Raw genomic sequence first — 20618 nt, 5'->3', positions numbered from 1 at the left:
AGCGCCCACGCTCAAAACCAGTCATGCGCGCGCTGGTACAGATCGATGAAGCGCGCATACCGCGTATCGAGTGCGGGGTTCGTTTGCGGAATCGCGACCCGTGTCGCGGATGGCGTGAGCGCGTGAATCTCGTCGATACGAAAGTGCCCCGCCGCGATGCCGCCGAGCATCGCCGCACCGCGCGTTGCCGCGTTCGGGCAATCGACGGCATGGAGTTCGGCTTGCAGGGAATCCGCGAGCAATTGACGCCAGCGTGCATCGATGGAACCGCCGCCCGCAAGCCGCAACGAAGTCAGCGGCGTGCCGTGCTGTCTGATGGCATCGAGTCCCGCACGCAATGCGAACGTCACGCCTTCGAAGGCGGCGCGCATCAACGTGCCGCGCGAATCGTTGAGACCGAGGCCGAGCCAGCCGCCGCGCGCTGCCGGGTTCATCCACGGCGAGCGCTCGCCGCTCAAGTACGGCAGGAAGGTGACGGAGGCGCTCGGGTCGGCGGCGAAAGCGTCGTCGTAAGCGGCCGGCCACGATGCATAACCAAGCCAGCCGCGCACCGCTTCGAGCGCGACGCCCACGTTTTGCATGGCCGCCATGCGATACCACGCGCCGCTCGCCGCGCGATACGTATGCAGTCCGTGCACGGGTGCGGGCGCGGCGTCGCACATCACGATGATCTGGCCGCCGGTGCCCGTGGTGAGAAGCGCGTCGCCGTCGGCGGTGAGGCCGCTGCCGAGCGCGGCGCATGGCGTATCGCCTGCGCCGACGGCGAGCGGAATGCCCGCGCGCAGGCCCAGTTCCGCCGCCGCTGCCGCCGACAACGTGCCCGCCGTTGCATGCGATGCCGCGAGCGGTGCGAACCACGCGCGCTGCAAACCCAGCTTGTCGATGAGCGCATCGTCCCATTCGCCCGATGGCGCGGCGAGCGCCGTGGCGCATGCATCCGATGCATCCGTCACGAACGCGCCGCCCAGACGCGCGCGCAGCCAGTCCTTCGGCTGCAACGCCCAGCGCATCTGCGGGACAAGCGTGCTTTCATGCGCGACGAGCCAGCGCAACAGCGGACCGGCCATGCCCGGCGCGACGGGGTTTTGCTGCGGCTCGGGCCACGCATCGAGCAGATGGCTCGCGCGCGTGTCCGGCCAGAGCATCGCGGGGCGCAACGCGCGGCCGTTGGCATCGGCGGGAACGACGCCATGCATCTGACCGGAGAAGCCGATCGCGCGCACCGCCTGACGTTCGTCGACAGGAAGATGCGCGGCGGCATCGGCGAGCGCGGCGTACCAGGTATCGACGGAAGTTTCAGCCCAGCCGGGATGTGCGCTCGTGACCGAATAAGCACGGCTCGTCATGGCGACCTCGTGGCCGCGTTCATCGATGATGGCCAGTTTCAGCGAACCCGTACCGAGATCGATGCCTAAGAAACGCATGGGATTTCGTGCTTCGGAAGGAGTAAGGGAAAACGCGTAAATCGCGGGTTAACCCCGCCAATACGCGACGAGCATGAAAAACGGACTATACGCGCGCCGCCATGAACATCATAACGAGCACACGAAGATGGCGGCCTTTCGTCACACGACGGTTCTGCTTCGATAACCGCCAAACCCCTTGTAGCAAGGACTTCCGCGAAACGCAAACGATCCGGGCGCGCTAAATATATATCGGCGTGCGAACGCGGCGTATAGCGTCCCGTGGTCTTGTTCGCGCATTTTGATGCACTTACCGTGGAGGCCACACAAATGCCAAGGCATACAAGGAGAGAGACATGGCTTCGAACAAGGTGCATCCGGTGGACGAGCGTTTGCCGACAGGACAGTTACTGACACTTGGCATCCAGCACGTTCTCGTGATGTACGCGGGCGCGGTTGCGGTGCCGCTGATTCTCGGCGCCGCGATGAATCTGTCCAAGGATCAGATCGCGTTCCTCATCAGCGCCGATCTGTTTTCATGCGGCGTCGCCACGCTGATCCAGACGCTCGGTCTCTGGATCTTTGGCATCCGCTTGCCGGTCATCATGGGTTGTACTTTCGCCGCCGTCGGCCCGATGGTCGCCATCGGCACCAATCCTTCGCTCGGCATTCTCGATGTGTTCGGCTCGACCATCGCGGCCGGCGTGATCGGCATCGTGCTCGCGCCGATGATCGGCAAACTCCTGCGTTTCTTCCCGCCAGTCGTGGTCGGCACGGTGATCGCGGTGATCGGCTTGTCGCTGATGGGCGTGGGCATCAACTGGGCGGCGGGCGGTGTGGGCAATCCCGACTACGGCAATCCCGTTTATCTGCTGCTGTCGCTCGTCGTGCTTTCGCTGATTCTGCTCATAAACAAGTTCGCGCGCGGCTTCATCTCCAATATTTCGGTGCTGCTCGGCATTGTCGCGGGCTTCGTGATCGCCGCCATGCTCGGCCGCGTCAACATGGACGGCGTCGCGCACGCCCCGTGGGTCGGCGTCGTGCTGCCGTTCCACTTCGGCTTGCCGCACTTCGACGCGCTGTCGGTGGCGACCATGGTCATCGTCATGTTCGTGACCTTCATTGAATCGACCGGCATGTTTCTCGCGGTCGGCGATCTCGTCGATCGTCCGGTGGATCAGAAAGCGCTCGTGCGCGGCCTGCGTGTCGATGGCCTCGGCACGCTGATCGGCGGCGTATTCAACTCGTTCCCGCATACGTCGTTCTCGCAAAACGTCGGGCTGATCGGCGTGACGGGCGTGAAGAGCCGCTTCGTCTGCGCGACCGGCGGCGTGATTCTGGTCGTGCTCGGCCTCTTTCCGAAGATGGCGCAAGTGGTCGCATCGGTGCCGCCGTTCGTGCTTGGCGGCGCGGGCATCGTGATGTTCGGCATGGTCGCGGCGAACGGCATCAAGACGCTGTCGCGCGTGGACTTCTCGACGAACCATCACAACCTGTTCATCGTCGCGGTGAGCGTGGGTATGGGCATGGTGCCGGTGGTCGCACCGAAGTTCTTCACGCAACTGCCGCATGCGCTGGAGCCGATTCTTCACAGCGGCATCTTGCTGGCTTCGGTGTCGGCGGTGATTCTGAATATCGTGTTCAACGGCGTGCGCAAGGAGCGCGATGCGCGCCGCGAGATTCGCGAGGCCGCACACGAGTTCGACGGCGCGGCTCATGCGCGTGAAGCGCAGTAAGAGCAGATTCCTGTAGTGCTTGCGTTGAGCGCCGCGGTGTAAGCCGCGGCGTTTTTTTACGTCGCGCAAGAACAGCAGGCGCTGTTTCGCACGATCTCAACCCGCCGATGCCGCAACCGGCGCATCTGCCTCGCGCGGCATGTCTCCCGTATGCTCGATCCATCCGCCGCCGAGCGCCTGATACAAGCTCACCAGATTAGACAAACGCTCAGTGCGCGCCGTGATCAGCATCTGCTGTGTCGAATACAGATCCTGCTGCGCTTCGAGCACGCCGAGATAGCTATCGACGCCCTGCTTGTAGCGCAATGTCGAAAGATCGAGACGCCGCTGCTGCGCGCTCACATCGCGCGTGAGCGCCGCGATTTGCTGATCGTAAGTGCTGCGGGCCGCGAGCCCATCGGCGACTTCGCGGAAGGCCGACTGAATGGCCCTCTCGTACTGCGCAATCTCGATCTTCTTCTGCACGTTCGCCAGATCGAGATTGGCCATGTTCTGACCGCCTTCGAAGATCGGCAGCGTGATGGTCGGCGCGAAACTCCATGCTGCCGAACCCGGCTTGAACAACCCGCCGAGCGACGGACTCAGCGTGCCGAAACTGCCGGTGAGCGAAATGCTCGGGAAGAACGCCGCGCGCGCCGCGCCGATGTTCGCGTTCGCCGCCAATAAATTCTGCTCGGCCTCCATGATGTCCGGACGGCGCGTCAGCAGATCCGACGGCACACCCGCCGGAATATCGGTCAACAGGTGCTGATCGTCGAGCGGCATGCCGCCCGTCATCTCGGCGGGCATCGGCTCGCCGAGCAACAGCACGAGCGCATTGACGGCTTGCGCGCGTGCGCGCTCCTGCGCCTGGAAATTGGCCGCCGCGCTTTCGACCACGGTCTGCGACTGACTCAGTTCCAGTTCCGATGCCGTACCGTTATCGAACTTGAGCTTGTTGATACCGTATGAATCGCGCGCGGTCTTGAGCGTCTGTTGCGTGACTCGAAGCAGGTCGTCAGCCTGCAGCACTTGCAGATACTGCGTCGCCACCTGGGACACGAGCAATAACTCCGCTGCCTTGCGTGCGTACGCCGTCGCAAGATACTTCGCGAGCGCCTGATTCCTGAGACTTTGCACGCGGCCGAACAGATCGATCTCCCACGCGCCGTTCAACCCGACCGAATACTGATTCGAGATCGTCTGATCGAGAAACGACAGATCTTTCGGCGTGCGCTGCTTCGACTGGCCCGCTTGCGCGCCGATAGTCGGAAACAGTTCCGAACGCACGACACGGTACTGCGCTTGCGCCGCCTGCACGTTGAGCACGGCGACGCGCAGATCGCGATTGTTCTTCAATGCGATATCGATAAGCTGCTGCAAACGCGCATCGACGAAGAAATTGCGCCAGCCAGTGTCGGCCGCGGCCACGCCGTTTGCATTGTGCGCGCCCGGCGGTTGCGTCTCGTACACACCGCCTGTCGGAAAGCTCGCTGCGACTGGCGGCAAGGGGCGCTCGTATTTCGGCGCCATCGTACAGCCGGTCGCGATCACGGACACGGCTGCTGCAATCAAAGAAACTCTACGCATCTCAATGTCCCTGCTTGCCCGTGCCGTTGCTGTTGCTGTTGCCCTTTCCCTCGCCGTGCGAGGCATTGGCACGTTGCCGTTCGTAGTGCGCGATCGCCGCGTCCGCGTCTTCCTTGTCGCCGCCGAAGCGCGCGCGCACGACGACGAAGAACATCGGGACCATGAAGATGGCGAGGAACGTCGCGGTCACCATGCCGCCGATCACACCGGTGCCAATGGCGTGCTGACTCGCCGAGCCCGCGCCATTGCTGATTGCGAGCGGCAAGGTACCGAGAATGAAGGCGAGCGAGGTCATCAGGATGGGGCGCAGACGCAGACGCGCGGCTTCGAGCGCGGCCTCGATCGGTCCGATCTTTTCGGAAATCTGCAAGTCGCGCGCGAACTCGACGATCAGAATGGCGTTCTTCGCCGACAGTCCCACCGTGGTCAAAAGACCGACCTGGAAGTACACGTCGTTTTCGAGTCCACGCAAGGTGACGGCAAGCAACGCGCCGACCACGCCGAGCGGCACGACCATGATCACGGAGAATGGGATCGACCAGCTTTCATAGAGCGCCGCGAGACACAGGAACACCACGAGGATCGAAATGCCGTACAGAACCGGCGCCTGCGAACCGGATTGAATTTGCTGGAACGACAAACCCGTCCATTCGTAGCCAATGCCTGCCGGCAACTTCGCGGCGATGGCTTCGATGGCCTGCATGGCTTGGCCCGTGGAGCGACCCGGCGCGGCCATGCCCTGGATTTCGACTGACGAATTGCCGTTGTAGCGTTCGAGCTTTGGCGAGCCGAAACTCCATCGGCCGGTCGCGAACGACGAAAACGGCACCATCGAACCGGCGTTGTTGCGCACGTACCAGCTATTGATGTTGTCGGGTGACATGCGGAACGGCGCGTCGCCCTGCAGATACACCTTCTTGATCCGGCTGTCGACATCAAGGAAGTTGTTGACGAACGAAGACGCCCAGGCGATCGAAAACGTCTGGTCGATATCGGACGCCGACACGCCCTGCGCAAGCGCCTTCTCCCGATCGATGTCGACCTTGAACTGCGGCGTATCGTTCAAGCCGTTCGGGCGCACCTGCGCAAGCGACGGATCTTTCGCGGCCAGACCGAGCAGCATGCCGCGCGCTTCCATCAGCTTTTCGTGGCCCACGCCGCCGCGATCCTCCAGCTCGAAGTCGAAGCCCGACGCGGTGCCGAGTTCGGGAATCGACGGCGGATTCACCGGAAATACGAGCGCATTGCGATAGCCCGCGAACTGTCCGAAAGTTCGGCCGACGAGCGCCTGCACTTTTTCGTCCGCGCTCTGGCGCTTGGCGAAGTCCTTCATGCGCACGAACACGAGGCCGGAGTTCTGGCCACGGCCCGCGAAGCTGTAGCCGTTGACCGTGAAGACGGACTCGACGATCCCGCTTTCTTTCTTCAAAAGATAGTTGGCCACGTCGTTCAGCGCGCGCTGGGTCATTTCCTGCGTGGAACCGGCGGGCGTGGACACGAGCACGAACATCGTGCCCTGATCTTCGTCGGGCAGGAACGCTTTCGGCAGCTTGGTGAACAAGAGGCCAACCACCGCGATGACCGCGAGGTATAACACGAGGAAGCGCCCCGAGCGCCGAATCACACGCGCAACGCCGACCTGATACTTGTCGCGGCCCTTGTTGAAGGTCCGATTGAACCAGCCGAAGAAACCCGTGGTCTTTTCCTCGTGACCTTGCGGCAAGGGCTTCAGGATGGTCGCGCACAAGGCCGGCGTGAGGATCATCGCGGTCAGCACGGAGAGCACCATTGCCGAGACGATGGTCAGCGAGAACTGGCGATAGATCGCCCCGACCGAGCCGCCCGAGAACGCCACCGGCACGAACATCGCCGACAGCACGAGCGCCACGCCCACCAGCGCGCCGGTGATCTGGCCCATGGCCTTGCGCGTGGCTTCCTTCGGCGAAAGCCCTTCCTCGCTCATCACGCGCTCGACGTTCTCGACGACCACGATCGCGTCGTCCACCAGCAAGCCGATGGCGAGCACGATGCCGAACATCGACAGCGTGTTGATGGAAAAACCCACCGCCGCCATCACGCCGAAAGTGCCGAGCAGCACCACAGGCACCGCGATGGTCGGAATGAGCGTGGCGCGGATGTTCTGCAAGAACAGATACATCACGAGGAACACCAGCACGATGGCCTCGATGAGCGTCTTCACCACGTCGGAGATCGACTGGCGCACGAACGGCGTCGTGTCATACGGATACTTTACGACGAGACCGGGCGGGAAGTACTTCGACAGCTCCTGCACCTTCGCGCGCACCGCGTCCGCCGTCGCCAGCGCGTTCGCGCCAGTCGCCAGATTGATACCGAAGCCCGCCGCCGGAGAACCGTTGTACTGCGTCTCGAAGTTGTAGTTCTCGCCGCCGAGACCCACCTTCGCCACGTCCTTCACCCGCACCTGCGAGCCGTCCTGATTCACCTTCAGAAGCACGTTGCCGAACTGGTCGGGCGTGCGCAGCAAAGTAGCTTCGGTGATCGTGGCCTGCATTGATTGGCCGGGCACCGCAGGCGTGCCGCCTAGCTGGCCGCCCGAGACTTGCACGTTCTGCGCCTTGAGCGCGTTCTGCACGTCGACCGGTGTGAGCTGGAAGTTGCTGAGTTTGTTTGGATCTAGCCAGACGCGCATGGCGTACTGCGTGCCGAACAGGCTCACCGTGCCCACGCCGTTGACTCGGCTGATGGGGTCCTGCAAATGCGACGCGACGTAGTTGGAGAGATCGTTGCGGCTCATGCTGCCGTCTTCAGAGACGAACGCGAGCACGAGCAGGAAGCTGTTGCTCGACTTCGAAACCGACAACCCGAGTTGCTGCACGATCTGCGGCAAGTTCGGTGTCGCCAGTTGCAGCTTGTTTTGCACCTGCACCTGCGCGATGTCGGGGTTGGTGCCCGCCGCGAAGGTCAGCGTGATGGTGGCCGTGCCGAAGTCATCGGAGGTGGACGAAATGTAGAGCAGATGGTCGAGCCCGTTCATCTGCTGCTCGACCACCTGCGTGACTGTGTTCTCGACCGTCTGCGCCGATGCACCGGGATACGTCGCCGTAATCTGGATGCTGGGTGGCGCGACCGTCGGATATTGCGCGACCGGCAGCGTCGAGATCGACGCGAGGCCCGCGAGCATCAGGATGATGGCAAGCACCCACGCGAAAATCGGGCGATCGATAAAAAACTTGGCCATGTGGCGTATCCTCCGTCCCTACGCGCCAGCAACGGCTGAAGCAGCCTTCGCGGGAGCGGCGGCCTGATTGTCGGAAGAAGGCTGCGTGGAAGGCCCGGGCGACTGAACCGTCACCGCTTTCACCGGCATGCCGGGACGCACCTTCTCGATACCCTCGACGATCACCCGGTCGCCCGCCTTCACGCCGCTGTCGACGACCCAGTTCTGCCCGACCATGCCGGAGGTCACGAGCTCGCGTAGCGCGACCTTGCCGTCGGTATCGACGATCAGTGCGATTGGCGTGCCCTTCTGGTCATGCGTGACGCCCGTGACAGGCACGACCAGCGCCTGCGGATTCACGCCCTCTTCGATACGCGCTCGCACGAACATGCCGGGCAACAACACGCGATCCTTGTTCTCGAACACGGCGCGCACGGTTACCGAGCCGGTGGACGGGTCCACGGTTACATCGGAAAACTGCAGGCGGCCTTGTTCGGGATAGACGCGGCCGTCTTCGAGAATCAGCGAAACCTTCGCGGCGTTCGGACCCGACGCGGTAAGACGCCCTTCCTGAATCTGGCGGCGCAGCTTGAGCCCGTCGAGGCTGGATTGCGTGAGATCGACATACACCTGGTCGAGCTGCTGCACGGTTGCCATGAGCGTGGCTTGCGCCGCTTGCACGTAGGCGCCCGGCGTGACCTGCGAGATGCCGATCTGGCCGGTCACGGGCGAGGTGACATCGGTATAGCCGAGGTCGATTCGCGCGGTCTGCACGGAGGCGCGAGCCTGTGCCACGTCGGCGGCGGCCTGACCGGCCGACGCAACAGCGTTGTCATAGTCCTGCTTGCTTACCGCGTTCGCGGCGACCAGTACCTTGTAGCGCTCGGCTTGCGCATTGGTCGATGCGAGATTCGCCTCGGCCTTCGCAAGCGACGCTTTCGCGCTGTCCAGCTTGGCGATGTACGGCGCCGGGTCGATCTTGTAGAGCCGCTGACCGGCCTTGACGAGACTGCCTTCGGTGAATTCACGGCGCAGCACGATGCCATCGACGCGCGCACGCACTTGTGCATCGATGAAAGCGCTGGTGCGGCCCGGCAGTTCGCTCGTGACGGGCACCGCGACCGGCGCAAGCATGACGACGCCGACTTCGGGCGCATGCGCCGGCATGTCCGGATGTTTTTCACCGCATGCGGCCGCTAGCGTGACGACCGACAAAGCGCAGATGAGGCGGTATGGAATCCGTTCGAAACGCATGGAGCGACGACCTCTGTGGTTACCGGGATAAATAGATGAATAGATACGCGCGTCCTCGGTCGAGAACGGACGGAAAGAACGTCGTTGCCAATCGTCTTTTCGGGATACCTAATCTTCCCCATTGAATGAAGCCTGTGGCCAGGAAGCGCTTCGTCGATTGCAGCCCATTTGCAGTCCAATCTCAGCCGATTCACATGCAATCGCAACTGATTTGCGTGTCGATTAATGCCGATACGCACGCAGTTGCACAGGAAAGCTGACATGCCTTCAGCACGCAGGCACGTTGGAGGATGCCGATTATAGTTAGCGCGTCGATCAGTAACGCTAAACAAAGGTAATAATTTGCTGAAATTTGGCACGACCTGTCATCGCGCGACGCGTTTTCCCGGTACATTCAGTGTCACGCCGCGACGTGGACCATGGACGAAAAAAAGCCCGACACGAGGTCGGGCTCTTCACTGCATCATCCCACTATCAACCATCACGGACAGCTTGCGAAAGTGACTACCGAGCGCAACTTGCGAACCTCAACTCGCCGCGTCGGATGCCGCCTTCGGCGGAGTAGCCGAGCCGAAATCCGTGGGAGTGTCGGCCGGACGCGGGGCATCGCCGGAATGCTCGATCCATCCGCCGCCGAGATACTGATACAGATCGACGAGGTTGGTCAGGCGGTTCAAACGCGCGCTGATGAGCGTCTGCTGCGCGTCATACAACGAGGTCTGCGCGGTCAGAACAGCGAGATAGCTGTCCACGCCATTGCGATAGCGCAGGTCCGACAACTCCAGCCGCCGGCTCTGCGAACTCACGAAGCGTTGCAGGGAGCGAATCTGCTCGTCGTACGTGCCGCGCGCGGCGAGACCGTCGGCCACTTCGCGGAACGCCGTCTGAATGGCCTTCTCGTAGTTGGCAATCTCGATGCGCTTCTGCACGTTCGCCAGATCCAGATTGGCGACGTTCGTGCCGCCCTCGAAGATCGGCACGCTGATCTGCGGTGCGAACGACCACGCCGCCGAACCCGGCTTGAACAATCCGCCAAGCGTGGGCGAGAGCGTACCGAAACTGCCCGTCAACGAAATGCGCGGAAAGAACGCGGCCCGCGCCGCGCCGATGTTCGCATTGGCCGCAAGCAAGCTCTGCTCGGCCGCCGCGATATCGGGACGGCGCGTGAGAAGGTCGGAAGGCAGACCTGCCGGAATGTCGGCGAGCAAGTCCTGCGCATCCAGCGGCATGCCGCCCGGCAGATCGTCCGGCAACGGTTCGCCCACGAGAAGCACGAGACCGTTTTCCGCTTGCGCACGCAGACGCGCCTGCGACTGCAGATTCGCCTGCGCCTGTTGCACCACGCCCTCGGACTGACGCAGATCGAGTTCCGAACCCGTACCGTTGTCGAACTGCAGCTTGGTGATGCGATACGACTCCTGCGCCGTCTTCAGCGTGTTCTGCGTGACGGTAAGCAGATCGTCGTAGGCAAGCATGGTCAGATACTGGTCCGCCACCGAAGACACCAGCGAGATTTCCGCCGCCTTGCGCGTTTCCGCGAGCGAGAAATACTGCGCGAGCGCCTGATCCTTCAGGCTGCGAATCCGCCCGAAGAAGTCGATTTCCCACGACGCATTCACGCCCACCGAATACGTGTTCGAGATGGTCTGATCGAAGAACGACAGGTTGCGCGGCGTGCGCTGCTTGCTTTGCGAGCCAACCGCATCGAGCGTCGGGAAGAGGCCCGCGCGCGTGATCTGATACTGCGCGCGCGCCGCATCGACGTTGAGCATCGACACGCGCAGATCGCGATTGTTCTTGAGCGCGAGTTCGACAATACGCTGCAGACGCGCATCGGCGAAGAAATCGCGCCAGCCGATATCCGGCGCGGTCTGCCCGCTCGCGCTGCGGCTCTTGTCTGCCGCGCCTTCGGCAGTCGGCTGCGTGGCGTACACGCCGCCTTCCGGGAACGTCTGCGTGACGGGCGCGGCCGGCCGGTCGTACTTCGGCTCGAAGGTGCAGCCCGTGGCCACGAAAGCCACGGCGGCTGCGATCAACGAAAGTTTTAGCATTTCAATGTCCTTCCTTGCCAGAGCCCGCGGGCGCGCCGCCATGCGGACCTTCGATATCGCCGCCGGACGAACCCGGTGCCGGCATGTCCTTGCTCTTGCTGAACTTGCTGATCACGACGAAGAACATCGGGATCATGAAGATCGCAAGGAAGGTCGCGGTCAGCATCCCGCCGATCACGCCGGTGCCGATTGCGTGCTGGCTCGCCGAACCCGCGCCGTTACTGATGGCAAGCGGCATCACGCCGAGAATGAACGCGAGCGACGTCATCAGAATCGGACGCAGCCGCAGACGCGCCGCTTCCATCGCGGCTTCCACCGTCGACATGCCCTGCATGCGCAACTCGCGCGCAAACTCGACGATCAGAATGGCGTTCTTCGCGGACAAACCCACCGTAGTCAACAGGCCGACCTGGAAGAACACGTCGTTTTCCAGACCGCGCAGCGTCGCCGCGAGCAGCGCGCCGAGCACGCCGAGCGGCACGACCATGATGACCGAGAACGGAATCGACCAGCTTTCGTACAGCGCCGCGAGACACAGGAACACGACGAGAATCGAGATGCCGTACAGAATAGGCGCCTGCGAACCCGACTGACGTTCCTGATACGACAGCCCCGTCCATTCGTAGCCAATACCCGCCGGCAACTTCGCCGCGATGGCTTCGATGGCCGTCATGGCCTGACCGGTCGACTTGCCAGGCGCGGCCGCACCCTGGATTTCCACCGCCGAGATACCGTTGTAGCGCTCGAGCTTCGGCGAACCGTAGATCCAGTCGGTGGTCGCAAAGGCCGAGAACGGCACCATCGTGCCCGAGGTGTTACGCACGTACCACTTGCCGATGTCTTCCGGCGACATACGGAAGCGCGGCTCGGACTGCACGTACACCTTCTTGATCCGGTTATCCACGTCGAGGAAGTTGTTCACGTACTGCGACGCCCACGCGATCGAGAAAGTCTGGTCGATATCGGAGATGGAGACGCCGAGCGCATTCGCCTTCTCGCGGTCGATGTTCACCTTGAACTGCGGCGTGTCGTTCAGGCCGTTCGGACGCACCTGCGCGAGCACCGGGTCTTTCGACGCCATGCCGAGCAGCATGTTGCGCGCTTCCATCAGCTTCGCGTGCCCCACGCCGGCGCGATCCTCCAGCTCGAAGTCGAAGCCCGACGCGGTGCCGAGTTCCGGAATCGACGGTGGATTGACCGGGAAAATCATCGCGTTCTTGTAGGGCGCGAAGTGCATGAACATCCGGCCGACCAGCGCCTGCACCTTGTCGTTGCTCGCCTGACGCTGCGCGTAGTCCTTCATCCGCACGAACACGAGACCGGAGTTCTGGCCGCGACCCGCGAACGAAAAGCCGTTCACCGTGAAGACGGATTCGACGATCGCCTTCTCGTCGTTCAGCAGATAGTTCTGCACGTCGGCGAGCACACCGGCCGTGTATTCCTGCGTCGAGCCGGACGGCGCCTGCACGAGCACGAACATCGTGCCCTGGTCTTCATCGGGAAGGAACGACTTTGGCAGGCGCAGGAACAGCATGCCCACTGCCACGATCACGACCAGATAGATGATGAGCCAGCGCCCCGAGCGCCGGATCACGTGCTGCACGCCCTTGTGATACTTGTCCTGGCTCTTGTTGAAGTTGCGATTGAACCAGCCGAAGAAACCCTTCTTCTCGGGCTGATGCCCTTCCGGATGCGGCTTCAGAATCGTCGCGCACAGCGCCGGCGTGAGCACCAACGCGACCATCACGGACAGCACCATGGCCGCCACGATGGTGAGCGAGAACTGCCGGTAAATGGCGCCGACCGAACCGCCCGAAAACGCCACCGGCACGAACACCGCCGACAGCACGAGCGCCACGCCCACCAGCGCGCCCGTGATCTGGTCCATCGCCTTGCGGGTTGCGTCCCGTGGAGACAAGTGCTCCTCGGACATCACCCGCTCGACGTTTTCCACCACCACGATGGCATCGTCCACCAGCAAGCCGATGGCAAGCACGAGGCCGAACATCGACAGCACGTTGATGGAGAACCCGACCGCCGACATGATCGCGAACGTGCCGAGCAACACGACCGGCACGGCGATCGTCGGGATGAGCGTTGCCCGCAAGTTCTGCAGGAACAGATACATCACGAGGAACACCAGCACGATACCTTCGATCAGGGTCTTGACCACTTCCTCGATCGAAAGCCGCACGAACGGCGTGGTGTCGTACGGATACTTCACGACCAGCCCGTTCGGGAAGTACTTCGACAGTTCGTCGACCTTCTGGCGCACGAGCTTCGCGGTGTTGAGCGCGTTCGCGCCCGTTGCGAGCTGGATACCGAAACCGGCCGTCGGCGCACCGTTGTACTTGGTGTCGAAGTTATAGTTTTCGCCACCCAGATCGATACGCGCCACGTCCTTCAGGCGCACCTGCGAGCCATCCTGATTCACCTTCAGCAGAATGTTGCCGAACTGCTCGGGTGTTTGCAGAAGCGTCGCTTGCGTGATGGTCGCCTGCAACATCTGCCCCGGAACAGCCGGAGTGCCGCCGAGCGAGCCCGCCGCCACCTGCACGTTCTGCGCGGTGATGGCGGTCTGCACGTCGACCGGCGTCAGACTGTAGTTGGTGAGCTTGGTCGCATCGAGCCAGATACGCATGGCGTACTGCGAGCCGAACAGCGTGACCGTACCCACACCATCGATACGCGAAAGCGGGTCCTGAATTTTCGACGCCACGTAATTCGCGAGGTCGTACTTGTTCATGCTTCCGTCCTGCGACACGAACGCAAGCACCAGCAAGAAGCTGCTGCTCGACTTCGTGACCTTCGTACCGAGCTGCTGCACGACCTGCGGCAGCAATGGCGTCGCAAGCTGCAGCTTGTTCTGCACCTGCACCTGCGCGATGTCCGGATTCGTGCCCGCCGCGAACGTCAGCGTGATGGTGGCCGTACCCGAGTCGTCACTGGTCGAGGACAGATACAACAAGTGATCGAGGCCGCTCATCTGCTGCTCGATCACCTGCGTCACCGTGTTTTCGACCGTGCTCGCGGATGCGCCCGGATACGTCGCGCTGATCTGGATGGCAGGCGGCGCGATCGTCGGATACTGCGCGATAGGCAGCGTGAAGATCGACGCCATGCCCGCCAGCATCAAGATAATCGCGATCACCCACGCAAAAATCGGGCGATCGATAAAAAACTTTGCCATGAAACAGGCTCCCTGTTATTACGCGCCCGATGCGGCCGATGCCGGCGCCGCTTGCGCGCCGGATGCGTTGCCCGAAGCTGCGCCCGGCGCGGCTGCGCTCGGGCCCGTGGCGCCGCTCGCGCTGTTGGCGTTGTCGGGTGTCGCGCCCGCGCCGGATGCCGCCGGCGCCTGACCGGCCGCCGCGCCCGAGGCCGGCTGTGCGGGCAGTTGCGCCGCGACCGGCTTCACTTGCATACCGGGCTTCGCCTTTTCCACGCCGTTCACGATCACGCGGTCGCCCGGATTCAAGCCACTGTCGACCACCCAGTTGTTGCCGAACGTGCCACCGGTGACGAGCTGACGCAGTTCGACCTTGTCGTCCTTGTTGACGACGAGCGCAGTCGGCTGGCCCTTCTGGTCATGCGTGATGCCGATTTGCGGCACGACGAGCGCCTTGTCGTTCGTGCCTTCCTCGATACGCGCCCGCACGAACATGCCCGGCAGCAGCACGCGATCCTTGTTGTCGAAGATCGCGCGCACGGTGACCGAACCCGTGCTTTGGTCGACGCTCACATCGGAGAATTGCAGCTTGCCCTGCTCCGGATAGACGCGGCCGTCTTCCAGCACCAGCGACACCTTCGCCGCGTGGATGCCCTGAGTCTGCAAACGCCCGTCCTGAATCTGACGACGCAGCTTGAGGCCGTCGACGCTCGATTGCGTCAGATCGACGTAGATCGGGTCGAGCTGCTGCACGGTGGTGAGCAGCGTCGCCGCGCTCGCCTGTACATACGCGCCCGGCGTGACTTGCGACAGACCCGTGCGGCCGGTGATCGGCGAGACCACGTCGGTGTAGCCGAGGTTGATCTGCGCGGTATCGACGGCGGCCTTGCCCGCGGCGACATCGGCGACGGCCTGGCCTTGCGCGGCCACGGCGTTGTCGTAGTCCTGCTTGCTCACCGCATTGGCCGCGACCAGCACCTTGTAGCGCCCGGTCAAGGCGTTCTGCGACGCGACGTTCGCCTGCGCCTTGGCGAGCGTCGCCTTGGCGTTGTTCAGTGCGGCGATATACGGCGCCGGGTCGATCTTGTACAGACGCTGACCTTGCTTGACTTCCGCGCCTTCGACGAACTCACGGCGCAGGACGATTCCATCCACCCGCGCGCGCACTTGCGCGACCAGGAACGCGTTCGTGCGGCCCGGCAATTCGGCGATGACCGGCACGCTGGTCGGCTGCACGGTGACGATGCCCACTTCGGGCGTTTGCGGCGGAGGTGCTGACTGTTTTTGTCCGCAGGCAGCCAGGAAAACGGCAGCCGTCGCGGCGGTGATTAAGCGGAATGGAACCCGTTCGACGCGCATAGAGCGACCTCTGTCTAAGACTGAGAGTGAAGTTGGGTGCGCGACGGCCTTCCCCGGGCGATGCCGCGCACAAGCGTCGCAAGACGCTGACCAATAACCAAGCAGTGAGACCAGTGAGCGCAACGACCGGCCAGTGGCCGGCTCGCTTGCCTGTATTCCTGCCCGTGCGCGGCGCTATGCAAGCGCCGCCGATGGCCAAGAGGACGGCCAGAACGGGCAATCGAAATGAAAGCTTGGTCGGATAGTACTCGCCCTCTCCAGCTTGGGCTATCGGTCGACGGGTGGTATTGTATATACATTCACGAATGAATGTAAAAAACTGAGACAGCGATCCGTCGGCAAGGCGTAGCGAAATCGCCTCGACGGAATCGATTACGTTCGACGAACCTTCGACAACCGGCCTTCGCCCGGTCGAACAGCAAGGCAGGAGCAGACGGCCAACGGCCGCAGAATATGGTCAGACGAACCAAGGAAGAAGCACAGGAAACACGCAACCGCATCCTCGACGCGGCGGAGCGCGTCTTTTACGAGAAAGGTGTGTCGCGAACGACGCTCGCGGATATCGCGCACGCCGCGGGCGTCACGCGCGGCGCGATTTACTGGCATTTCGCCAACAAGGGCGACCTCTTCAACGCCATGTTCGACCGAAGTCTTCTTCCGCTCGACGAACTCGTGGAAGCAACGCTCGACGGCAAGGAGCCCGACCCGCTTGCGCGCATCCGCGAAATCTTCATCTGGTGCATGCGCAGCATCACGGCCGATGAACAGCGCCGCCGCGTCTTCGACATTCTGTTTTTGAAGTGCGAGTTCGTCGAGGAAATGGGACCGGTGCGCGAGCGCCATCAGAACAACATGCGCGACGGCATGGAGCGCATCGAGCGTGCGCTGCGTAATGCCATCGAAAAGAAGCAACTGCCGGCGGCGCTCGACACGCGACGCGCCACCACGCTGTTGCACGGGCTTTTCACCGGCATCCTGCACGATTCGCTGATGCTGCCTGGAAGCGTCGATCCGGAACACGACTCCGAAGCCGTTATCGATGCCTGCTTCGACGCCTTGCGGTGCAGTCCGGCCTTGCTCAAGAACGCCGGATACCCCGAGCGTTCGATGCCCGCCTCATTGCAGGCCAACGTACTCTGCGAAGAACACAAAGAGTCCGACGCAAACTAGCATCGCGAGCCACGCCCAGGCGGGCAGACCGAACACGCGCGGTGCGCCCGCGCCATCGCGACTACGGCGCACGAGGCCATGCGCGGCCAGACGATGACGCAGCACATTGGTCGCGGCGCCATCGCTGGAGGTTCCGCCCATCGCGCGAGCGGTCGCGCCGCCGCGACGCGAGAACGCCGCCGACATCGAACCCGGTCGCAAGAAGAGATGCCGGCGCGGCACGGCTTCCTGTTCCGCACGCGCCGATGGCAAACCGTATTTCGCCCGCACGACTTCGCAGAATTCGGCGAAAAAGTCGTCGGCTGCTTCGTGCAGCGCGTTTTCGATCTGCCGTGGCGGCAACGCGGCGAGCGGCCCCGAAACCGTCGCCCAGACCGTATATTCGATCCACGTGTCCGCGCCACCGTCCTCCGCGTTCACCGCGACGGCTATCTGACCGCGCAACGAACCCACGCCTTCGCCGCGCGCCTTGAAACTGAGCGTGCTGGTGTCGTCGTCGATTTCTTGGCTTTCGTCGGCCTGCGTCAGACGCCTGCGACGAGCAATGTGCGCGCGAATTTCGTAACGCGCGCGCAAGGCGCCGATCGGCATGACGAGCGTCAACACGTACTCGCCGCTCGGCGTGAGCGTAAAGGACTCGCAATTATCGAGACTCGCGCGCAACAGCGTGAGATCGCTCAACGCCGCCTTCACATGCGCCGGATCGAGCGGAACGCGCAACGCTTCGGTGACTTCCATCCGCTTCTCCGGGCAAGGACCGCGTTCTGGCTATTGCGTTTCGGCTCGCGCGCCTCGAGTTCGGCGCTTTTATTCGACGCCCTGCCTAGGAAGTCACGTCGATACGATCGACGCGCGATGGATAAAACGCGAGGTATCCGCCGATCTGCCGCGCGCTTTCGAGCGGCGCCTCGTAACTCCAGGCGGCGTTTTCGACCGGACCTTCCTCGGTCATCAGATGGTAGTGCGTGGCCTGCCCCTTGAACGGACAGTCCGATGTATGGATGGAGCGTTGCAGGCGCGCCATGTTGACGTCGGCGCGCGGGAAATAGTGCACGTCGTCGGCGCCCGTTTCGGAAAGCGTCACGGCTTCGTGCGTGTCGGCGTAAGTGACGCCCTGGTGAATCACGCGGCAGCGCCGTCCGTTCGGCGCGATCTCGATCCGATGCGCCGCTTCATGCCCGTCGTTCAGATCCGTGCTCATCGTGGGCCCTCCGGCCTCTGCCGAATTTGCGAGGCGCGTTGGACGCCTCGTCTTAAAAAAAAGCCACGAGCGTGCTGCCCGTGGCTTCATTATGAGACAAACTCTAGTCGCCGGGTGGACGGGATTTCGCCCGGACCGGCGGGAATTATCGTTACTGGATGCTCCAGTGAAACGCCGCCTTTGCCTTGCCCGGTCCGGAGACATTGACCGACTGCTTCTTCTCCTGATCCTTGTATTTGGCGTAGACCGTGTAGCTGCCCGCCGGCAGCTTGACAAGCATGTAAGGTCCCATGGAATCGGTGCTCAGCACTTCGCCGCCTTTGCCGCCGACGATCCGCACGTGCACGCCCGACAAGTAATCCGCGGTCGGACCCGTAAAGCGCAGCGATAGCGGCCAATGCGCTTGTTCGCGCTGCAAGGCGTGCGATTCGTCGAGGCCGACGCCGCCCGACGTGTAGGACACGTCGCCTTGCTGTTCGATTTGCGGCAGTCCGCCGCCGTTTTCGTTGCCCGCGCTCGACGTATCGCTCGTGCCGGCGCTCGATGCCTGCGCCCATGCGCCGCCTGCCATTCCAGCCGAAAGCGCCGTCACCAGCAACGCGGTTGCCAGTTTTCCCGTGGTCTTGCTCATCATTATGTTGGCTCCTTTATTCGATGCCGCGGCATGCGAACACACCGACGACGCCACGCCCGATGCGTCTTTTCCACGCGATGGGGCACCGAGTGGGGTGTAGAGCATGCTTTGTGCCTGCGCGTTCGGGCGGGGGGTTGTTGATCGTGCGGTGGGACGCGCTTGGTGGAGTGATCCGAAAGCCATTGCAGAACGTGCTATCCATTGCGTGTTCGGAAAAGCACGCCGGACGACTCAGCGACGCTAAGCGCCATTCATGCCGCATGCGCAAGCGCGGTTCGGGGCGACGCGAACACGCCACTCCGAACCGCACGACGCGCATCGACGTACACCATCAGCCAAGATCGACCGGCACAAAAATCTGCGCATTGTCCCGCTGAATCAGCAGCGCGATGCTGTCGCCCGCGTGCGAGATCATTGTCTTCAACTGCTGCGCCGTCGTGACGGGCTGGCCATTGACCGCGAGAATCACGTCGCCTGCCTGAATACCCGCATTCGCCGCCGCACCGTTCGATTGCTGCACGAGCAAACCGCGCGACACCGAGCTTTCCTGCTTCTCTTCCGGCGTGAGCGGGCGCACCGCGACGCCAAGGCGCGCGTCCTGTGCGGCGGCGCCGCCATCGTCGTCGCCCTTCACGTCAGCGCTCGCGGTCTTGGCGTCCTTGAGCGCGCCGATCGTCACGGTCAGATCCTTCGCGCTCTTGTCGCGCCACACCTGCACCTTCGCCGATGTGCCCGGCGAAAGACCCGCGACTTGCGACGGCAACGAGGTCGAATCCGTCACCTGCGTGCCGTTCAGCGAAAGAATCACGTCGCCAGGTTGCAAGCCAGCCTTCGCTGCCGGTCCGCCCGGCTCGACCGAACTCACGAGCGCACCTTGCGGCGACTTCATGCCGAACGAATTGGCGAGCGTCTGATTCAGCCCTTGCACCGTTACGCCGAGCCGGCCGCGATCGACGTGACCCGTTTTGATGAGCGCGTCCTTTACCTTGATCGCCTCGTTGATCGGGATGGCGAACGAAAGCCCCTGGAAACCGCCCGTCTGCGAATAGATCATCGAGTTGATGCCGATGACTTCGCCTTGCAGATTGAAGAGCGGCCCGCCCGAATTGCCCGGATTCACCGGTACATCGGTCTGGATGAACGGCGTGTAATTCTCGTTGGGCAGCGCGCGCGACTTCGCGCTGATGATGCCGGAGGTCACCGTGTTGTCGAAGCCATACGGCGAACCGATGGCAACCACCCACTGACCGACCTTGCTGCCGTTGGGGTCGCCGATTTTCACCGTGGGCAAATCTTTCGCGTCGATCTTCAGCACCGCGACGTCCGATTGCTTGTCCGCGCCAACCACCTTCGCCCGATATTCGCGCTTGTCCGTGAGCTTGACGGTGACGACATTCGCGCCATCGACCACGTGCGCGTTGGTGAGAATGTAGCCGTCGTTGCTGACAATGAAACCCGAACCCAGCCCTTCGCTCGGACGGTCCGCGCCGGGACCCGCGCCATCGCCGCCGCCCATGCCAGGCACGCCGCCATAAAAGCGCTTGAAGAACTGATAGAACGGATCGTCGGGGTCCATCGGCACTTGATTCGCGTTGCCGCGTCGGGCGGACGTTTGCTTCACGACATGCTTCGCGCTGATATTCACCACGGCCGGACCATACGTTTCGACGAGGCCGGAGAAATCGGGAACGCCGGTCTTCGCCGCGGCTTCGGCAGGCATCAGCGCGGCTTGCGCGGGCGCGATGACCTGCGGCGCAGGCACGTTGTTATGTCCGGCCACGTAGCCCGCCGACAAGGCAACGGCGACCGCTGCTGCGACGGCGCTGCGTGTGAGAATCTTCGCTTTCATCGTGTGTGCTCCTGACGGGTTGCG

Annotated in this window: 13 protein-coding genes; 2 read left to right on the top strand and 11 right to left on the bottom strand. The window is 63.0% G+C overall.

The window, feature by feature from the left end; all coding sequences use genetic code 11:
- Positions 1 to 11: 11 nt before the first annotated feature.
- Positions 12 to 1424 (bottom strand): FGGY family carbohydrate kinase, encoded by a 1413-nt coding sequence (locus P9250_RS21215; RefSeq protein ID WP_310395004.1) that lies wholly within the window; start codon positions 1422 to 1424, stop codon positions 12 to 14.
- Positions 1425 to 1759: 335 nt separating this feature from the next.
- Between P9250_RS21215 and P9250_RS21210 the strand changes: the two genes are divergently transcribed.
- Entirely contained in the window at positions 1760 to 3139 is a 1380-nt protein-coding gene (locus tag P9250_RS21210; RefSeq protein ID WP_310395002.1) for a nucleobase:cation symporter-2 family protein, read from the top strand.
- A gap of 96 nt (positions 3140 to 3235) precedes the next feature.
- Here P9250_RS21210 and P9250_RS21205 read toward each other — a convergent pair whose 3' ends face one another.
- The 6 genes from P9250_RS21205 to P9250_RS21180 all read right to left on the bottom strand — a co-directional run bounded on the left by P9250_RS21205 (position 3236) and on the right by P9250_RS21180 (position 15740).
- Positions 3236 to 4708 carry an efflux transporter outer membrane subunit gene (locus P9250_RS21205; protein ID WP_310395001.1) on the bottom strand — a complete coding sequence of 491 codons (1473 nt, stop codon included), beginning with the start codon at positions 4706 to 4708 and terminating at the stop codon, positions 3236 to 3238.
- Between the two features lies 1 nt (position 4709).
- Positions 4710 to 7928 (bottom strand): efflux RND transporter permease subunit, encoded by a 3219-nt coding sequence (locus tag P9250_RS21200; protein ID WP_310394999.1) that lies wholly within the window; start codon positions 7926 to 7928, stop codon positions 4710 to 4712.
- Positions 7929 to 7946: 18 nt separating this feature from the next.
- The gene (locus tag P9250_RS21195) at positions 7947 to 9161 is read right to left on the bottom strand and encodes an efflux RND transporter periplasmic adaptor subunit (RefSeq protein ID WP_250491849.1); all 1215 of its coding nucleotides are present in this window, start codon (positions 9159 to 9161) and stop codon (positions 7947 to 7949) included.
- Positions 9162 to 9688: 527 nt separating this feature from the next.
- On the bottom strand, positions 9689 to 11212 hold the full coding sequence (locus P9250_RS21190) for an efflux transporter outer membrane subunit (protein ID WP_250463344.1): 1524 nt from the start codon (positions 11210 to 11212) through the stop codon (positions 9689 to 9691).
- Position 11213: 1 nt separating this feature from the next.
- Entirely contained in the window at positions 11214 to 14402 is a 3189-nt protein-coding gene (locus tag P9250_RS21185; protein WP_244827161.1) for an efflux RND transporter permease subunit, read from the bottom strand.
- Positions 14403 to 14420: 18 nt separating this feature from the next.
- Positions 14421 to 15740, bottom strand: a complete 1320-nt coding sequence (locus P9250_RS21180; protein ID WP_244827160.1) for an efflux RND transporter periplasmic adaptor subunit — start codon at positions 15738 to 15740, stop codon at positions 14421 to 14423.
- Positions 15741 to 16193: 453 nt separating this feature from the next.
- On the opposite strand from P9250_RS21180, the gene P9250_RS21175 reads away from it, so the two are divergent.
- Positions 16194 to 16910, top strand: coding sequence for a TetR family transcriptional regulator (locus P9250_RS21175; RefSeq protein WP_244827159.1), 717 nt, complete (start codon positions 16194 to 16196; stop codon positions 16908 to 16910).
- On the opposite strand, the gene P9250_RS21170 is transcribed toward P9250_RS21175, so the two are convergent.
- The 4 genes from P9250_RS21170 to P9250_RS21155 all read right to left on the bottom strand — a co-directional run bounded on the left by P9250_RS21170 (position 16857) and on the right by P9250_RS21155 (position 20594).
- Positions 16857 to 17648 carry an SRPBCC domain-containing protein gene (locus P9250_RS21170; RefSeq protein WP_310394995.1) on the bottom strand — a complete coding sequence of 264 codons (792 nt, stop codon included), beginning with the start codon at positions 17646 to 17648 and terminating at the stop codon, positions 16857 to 16859. The genes P9250_RS21175 and P9250_RS21170 overlap by 54 nt on opposite strands.
- Positions 17649 to 17733: 85 nt before the next feature.
- Positions 17734 to 18111 carry a DUF427 domain-containing protein gene (locus P9250_RS21165; RefSeq protein WP_250491846.1) on the bottom strand — a complete coding sequence of 126 codons (378 nt, stop codon included), beginning with the start codon at positions 18109 to 18111 and terminating at the stop codon, positions 17734 to 17736.
- 151 nt (positions 18112 to 18262) lie between these two features.
- Positions 18263 to 18745: a carboxypeptidase regulatory-like domain-containing protein gene (locus P9250_RS21160; protein WP_244827156.1), complete on the bottom strand. Its 483-nt coding sequence runs from the start codon at positions 18743 to 18745 to the stop codon at positions 18263 to 18265.
- Positions 18746 to 19076: 331 nt separating this feature from the next.
- Positions 19077 to 20594, bottom strand: coding sequence for a DegQ family serine endoprotease (locus P9250_RS21155; RefSeq protein ID WP_244827155.1), 1518 nt, complete (start codon positions 20592 to 20594; stop codon positions 19077 to 19079).
- Positions 20595 to 20618: the final 24 nt, after the last annotated feature.

The organism is Caballeronia sp. LP006 (assembly GCF_031450995.1).
GTDB lineage: Bacteria > Pseudomonadota > Gammaproteobacteria > Burkholderiales > Burkholderiaceae > Caballeronia.
The sequence above is the reverse complement of the archived record's forward strand: the minus strand, read 5'-3'. Positions and strand labels throughout refer to the sequence as shown.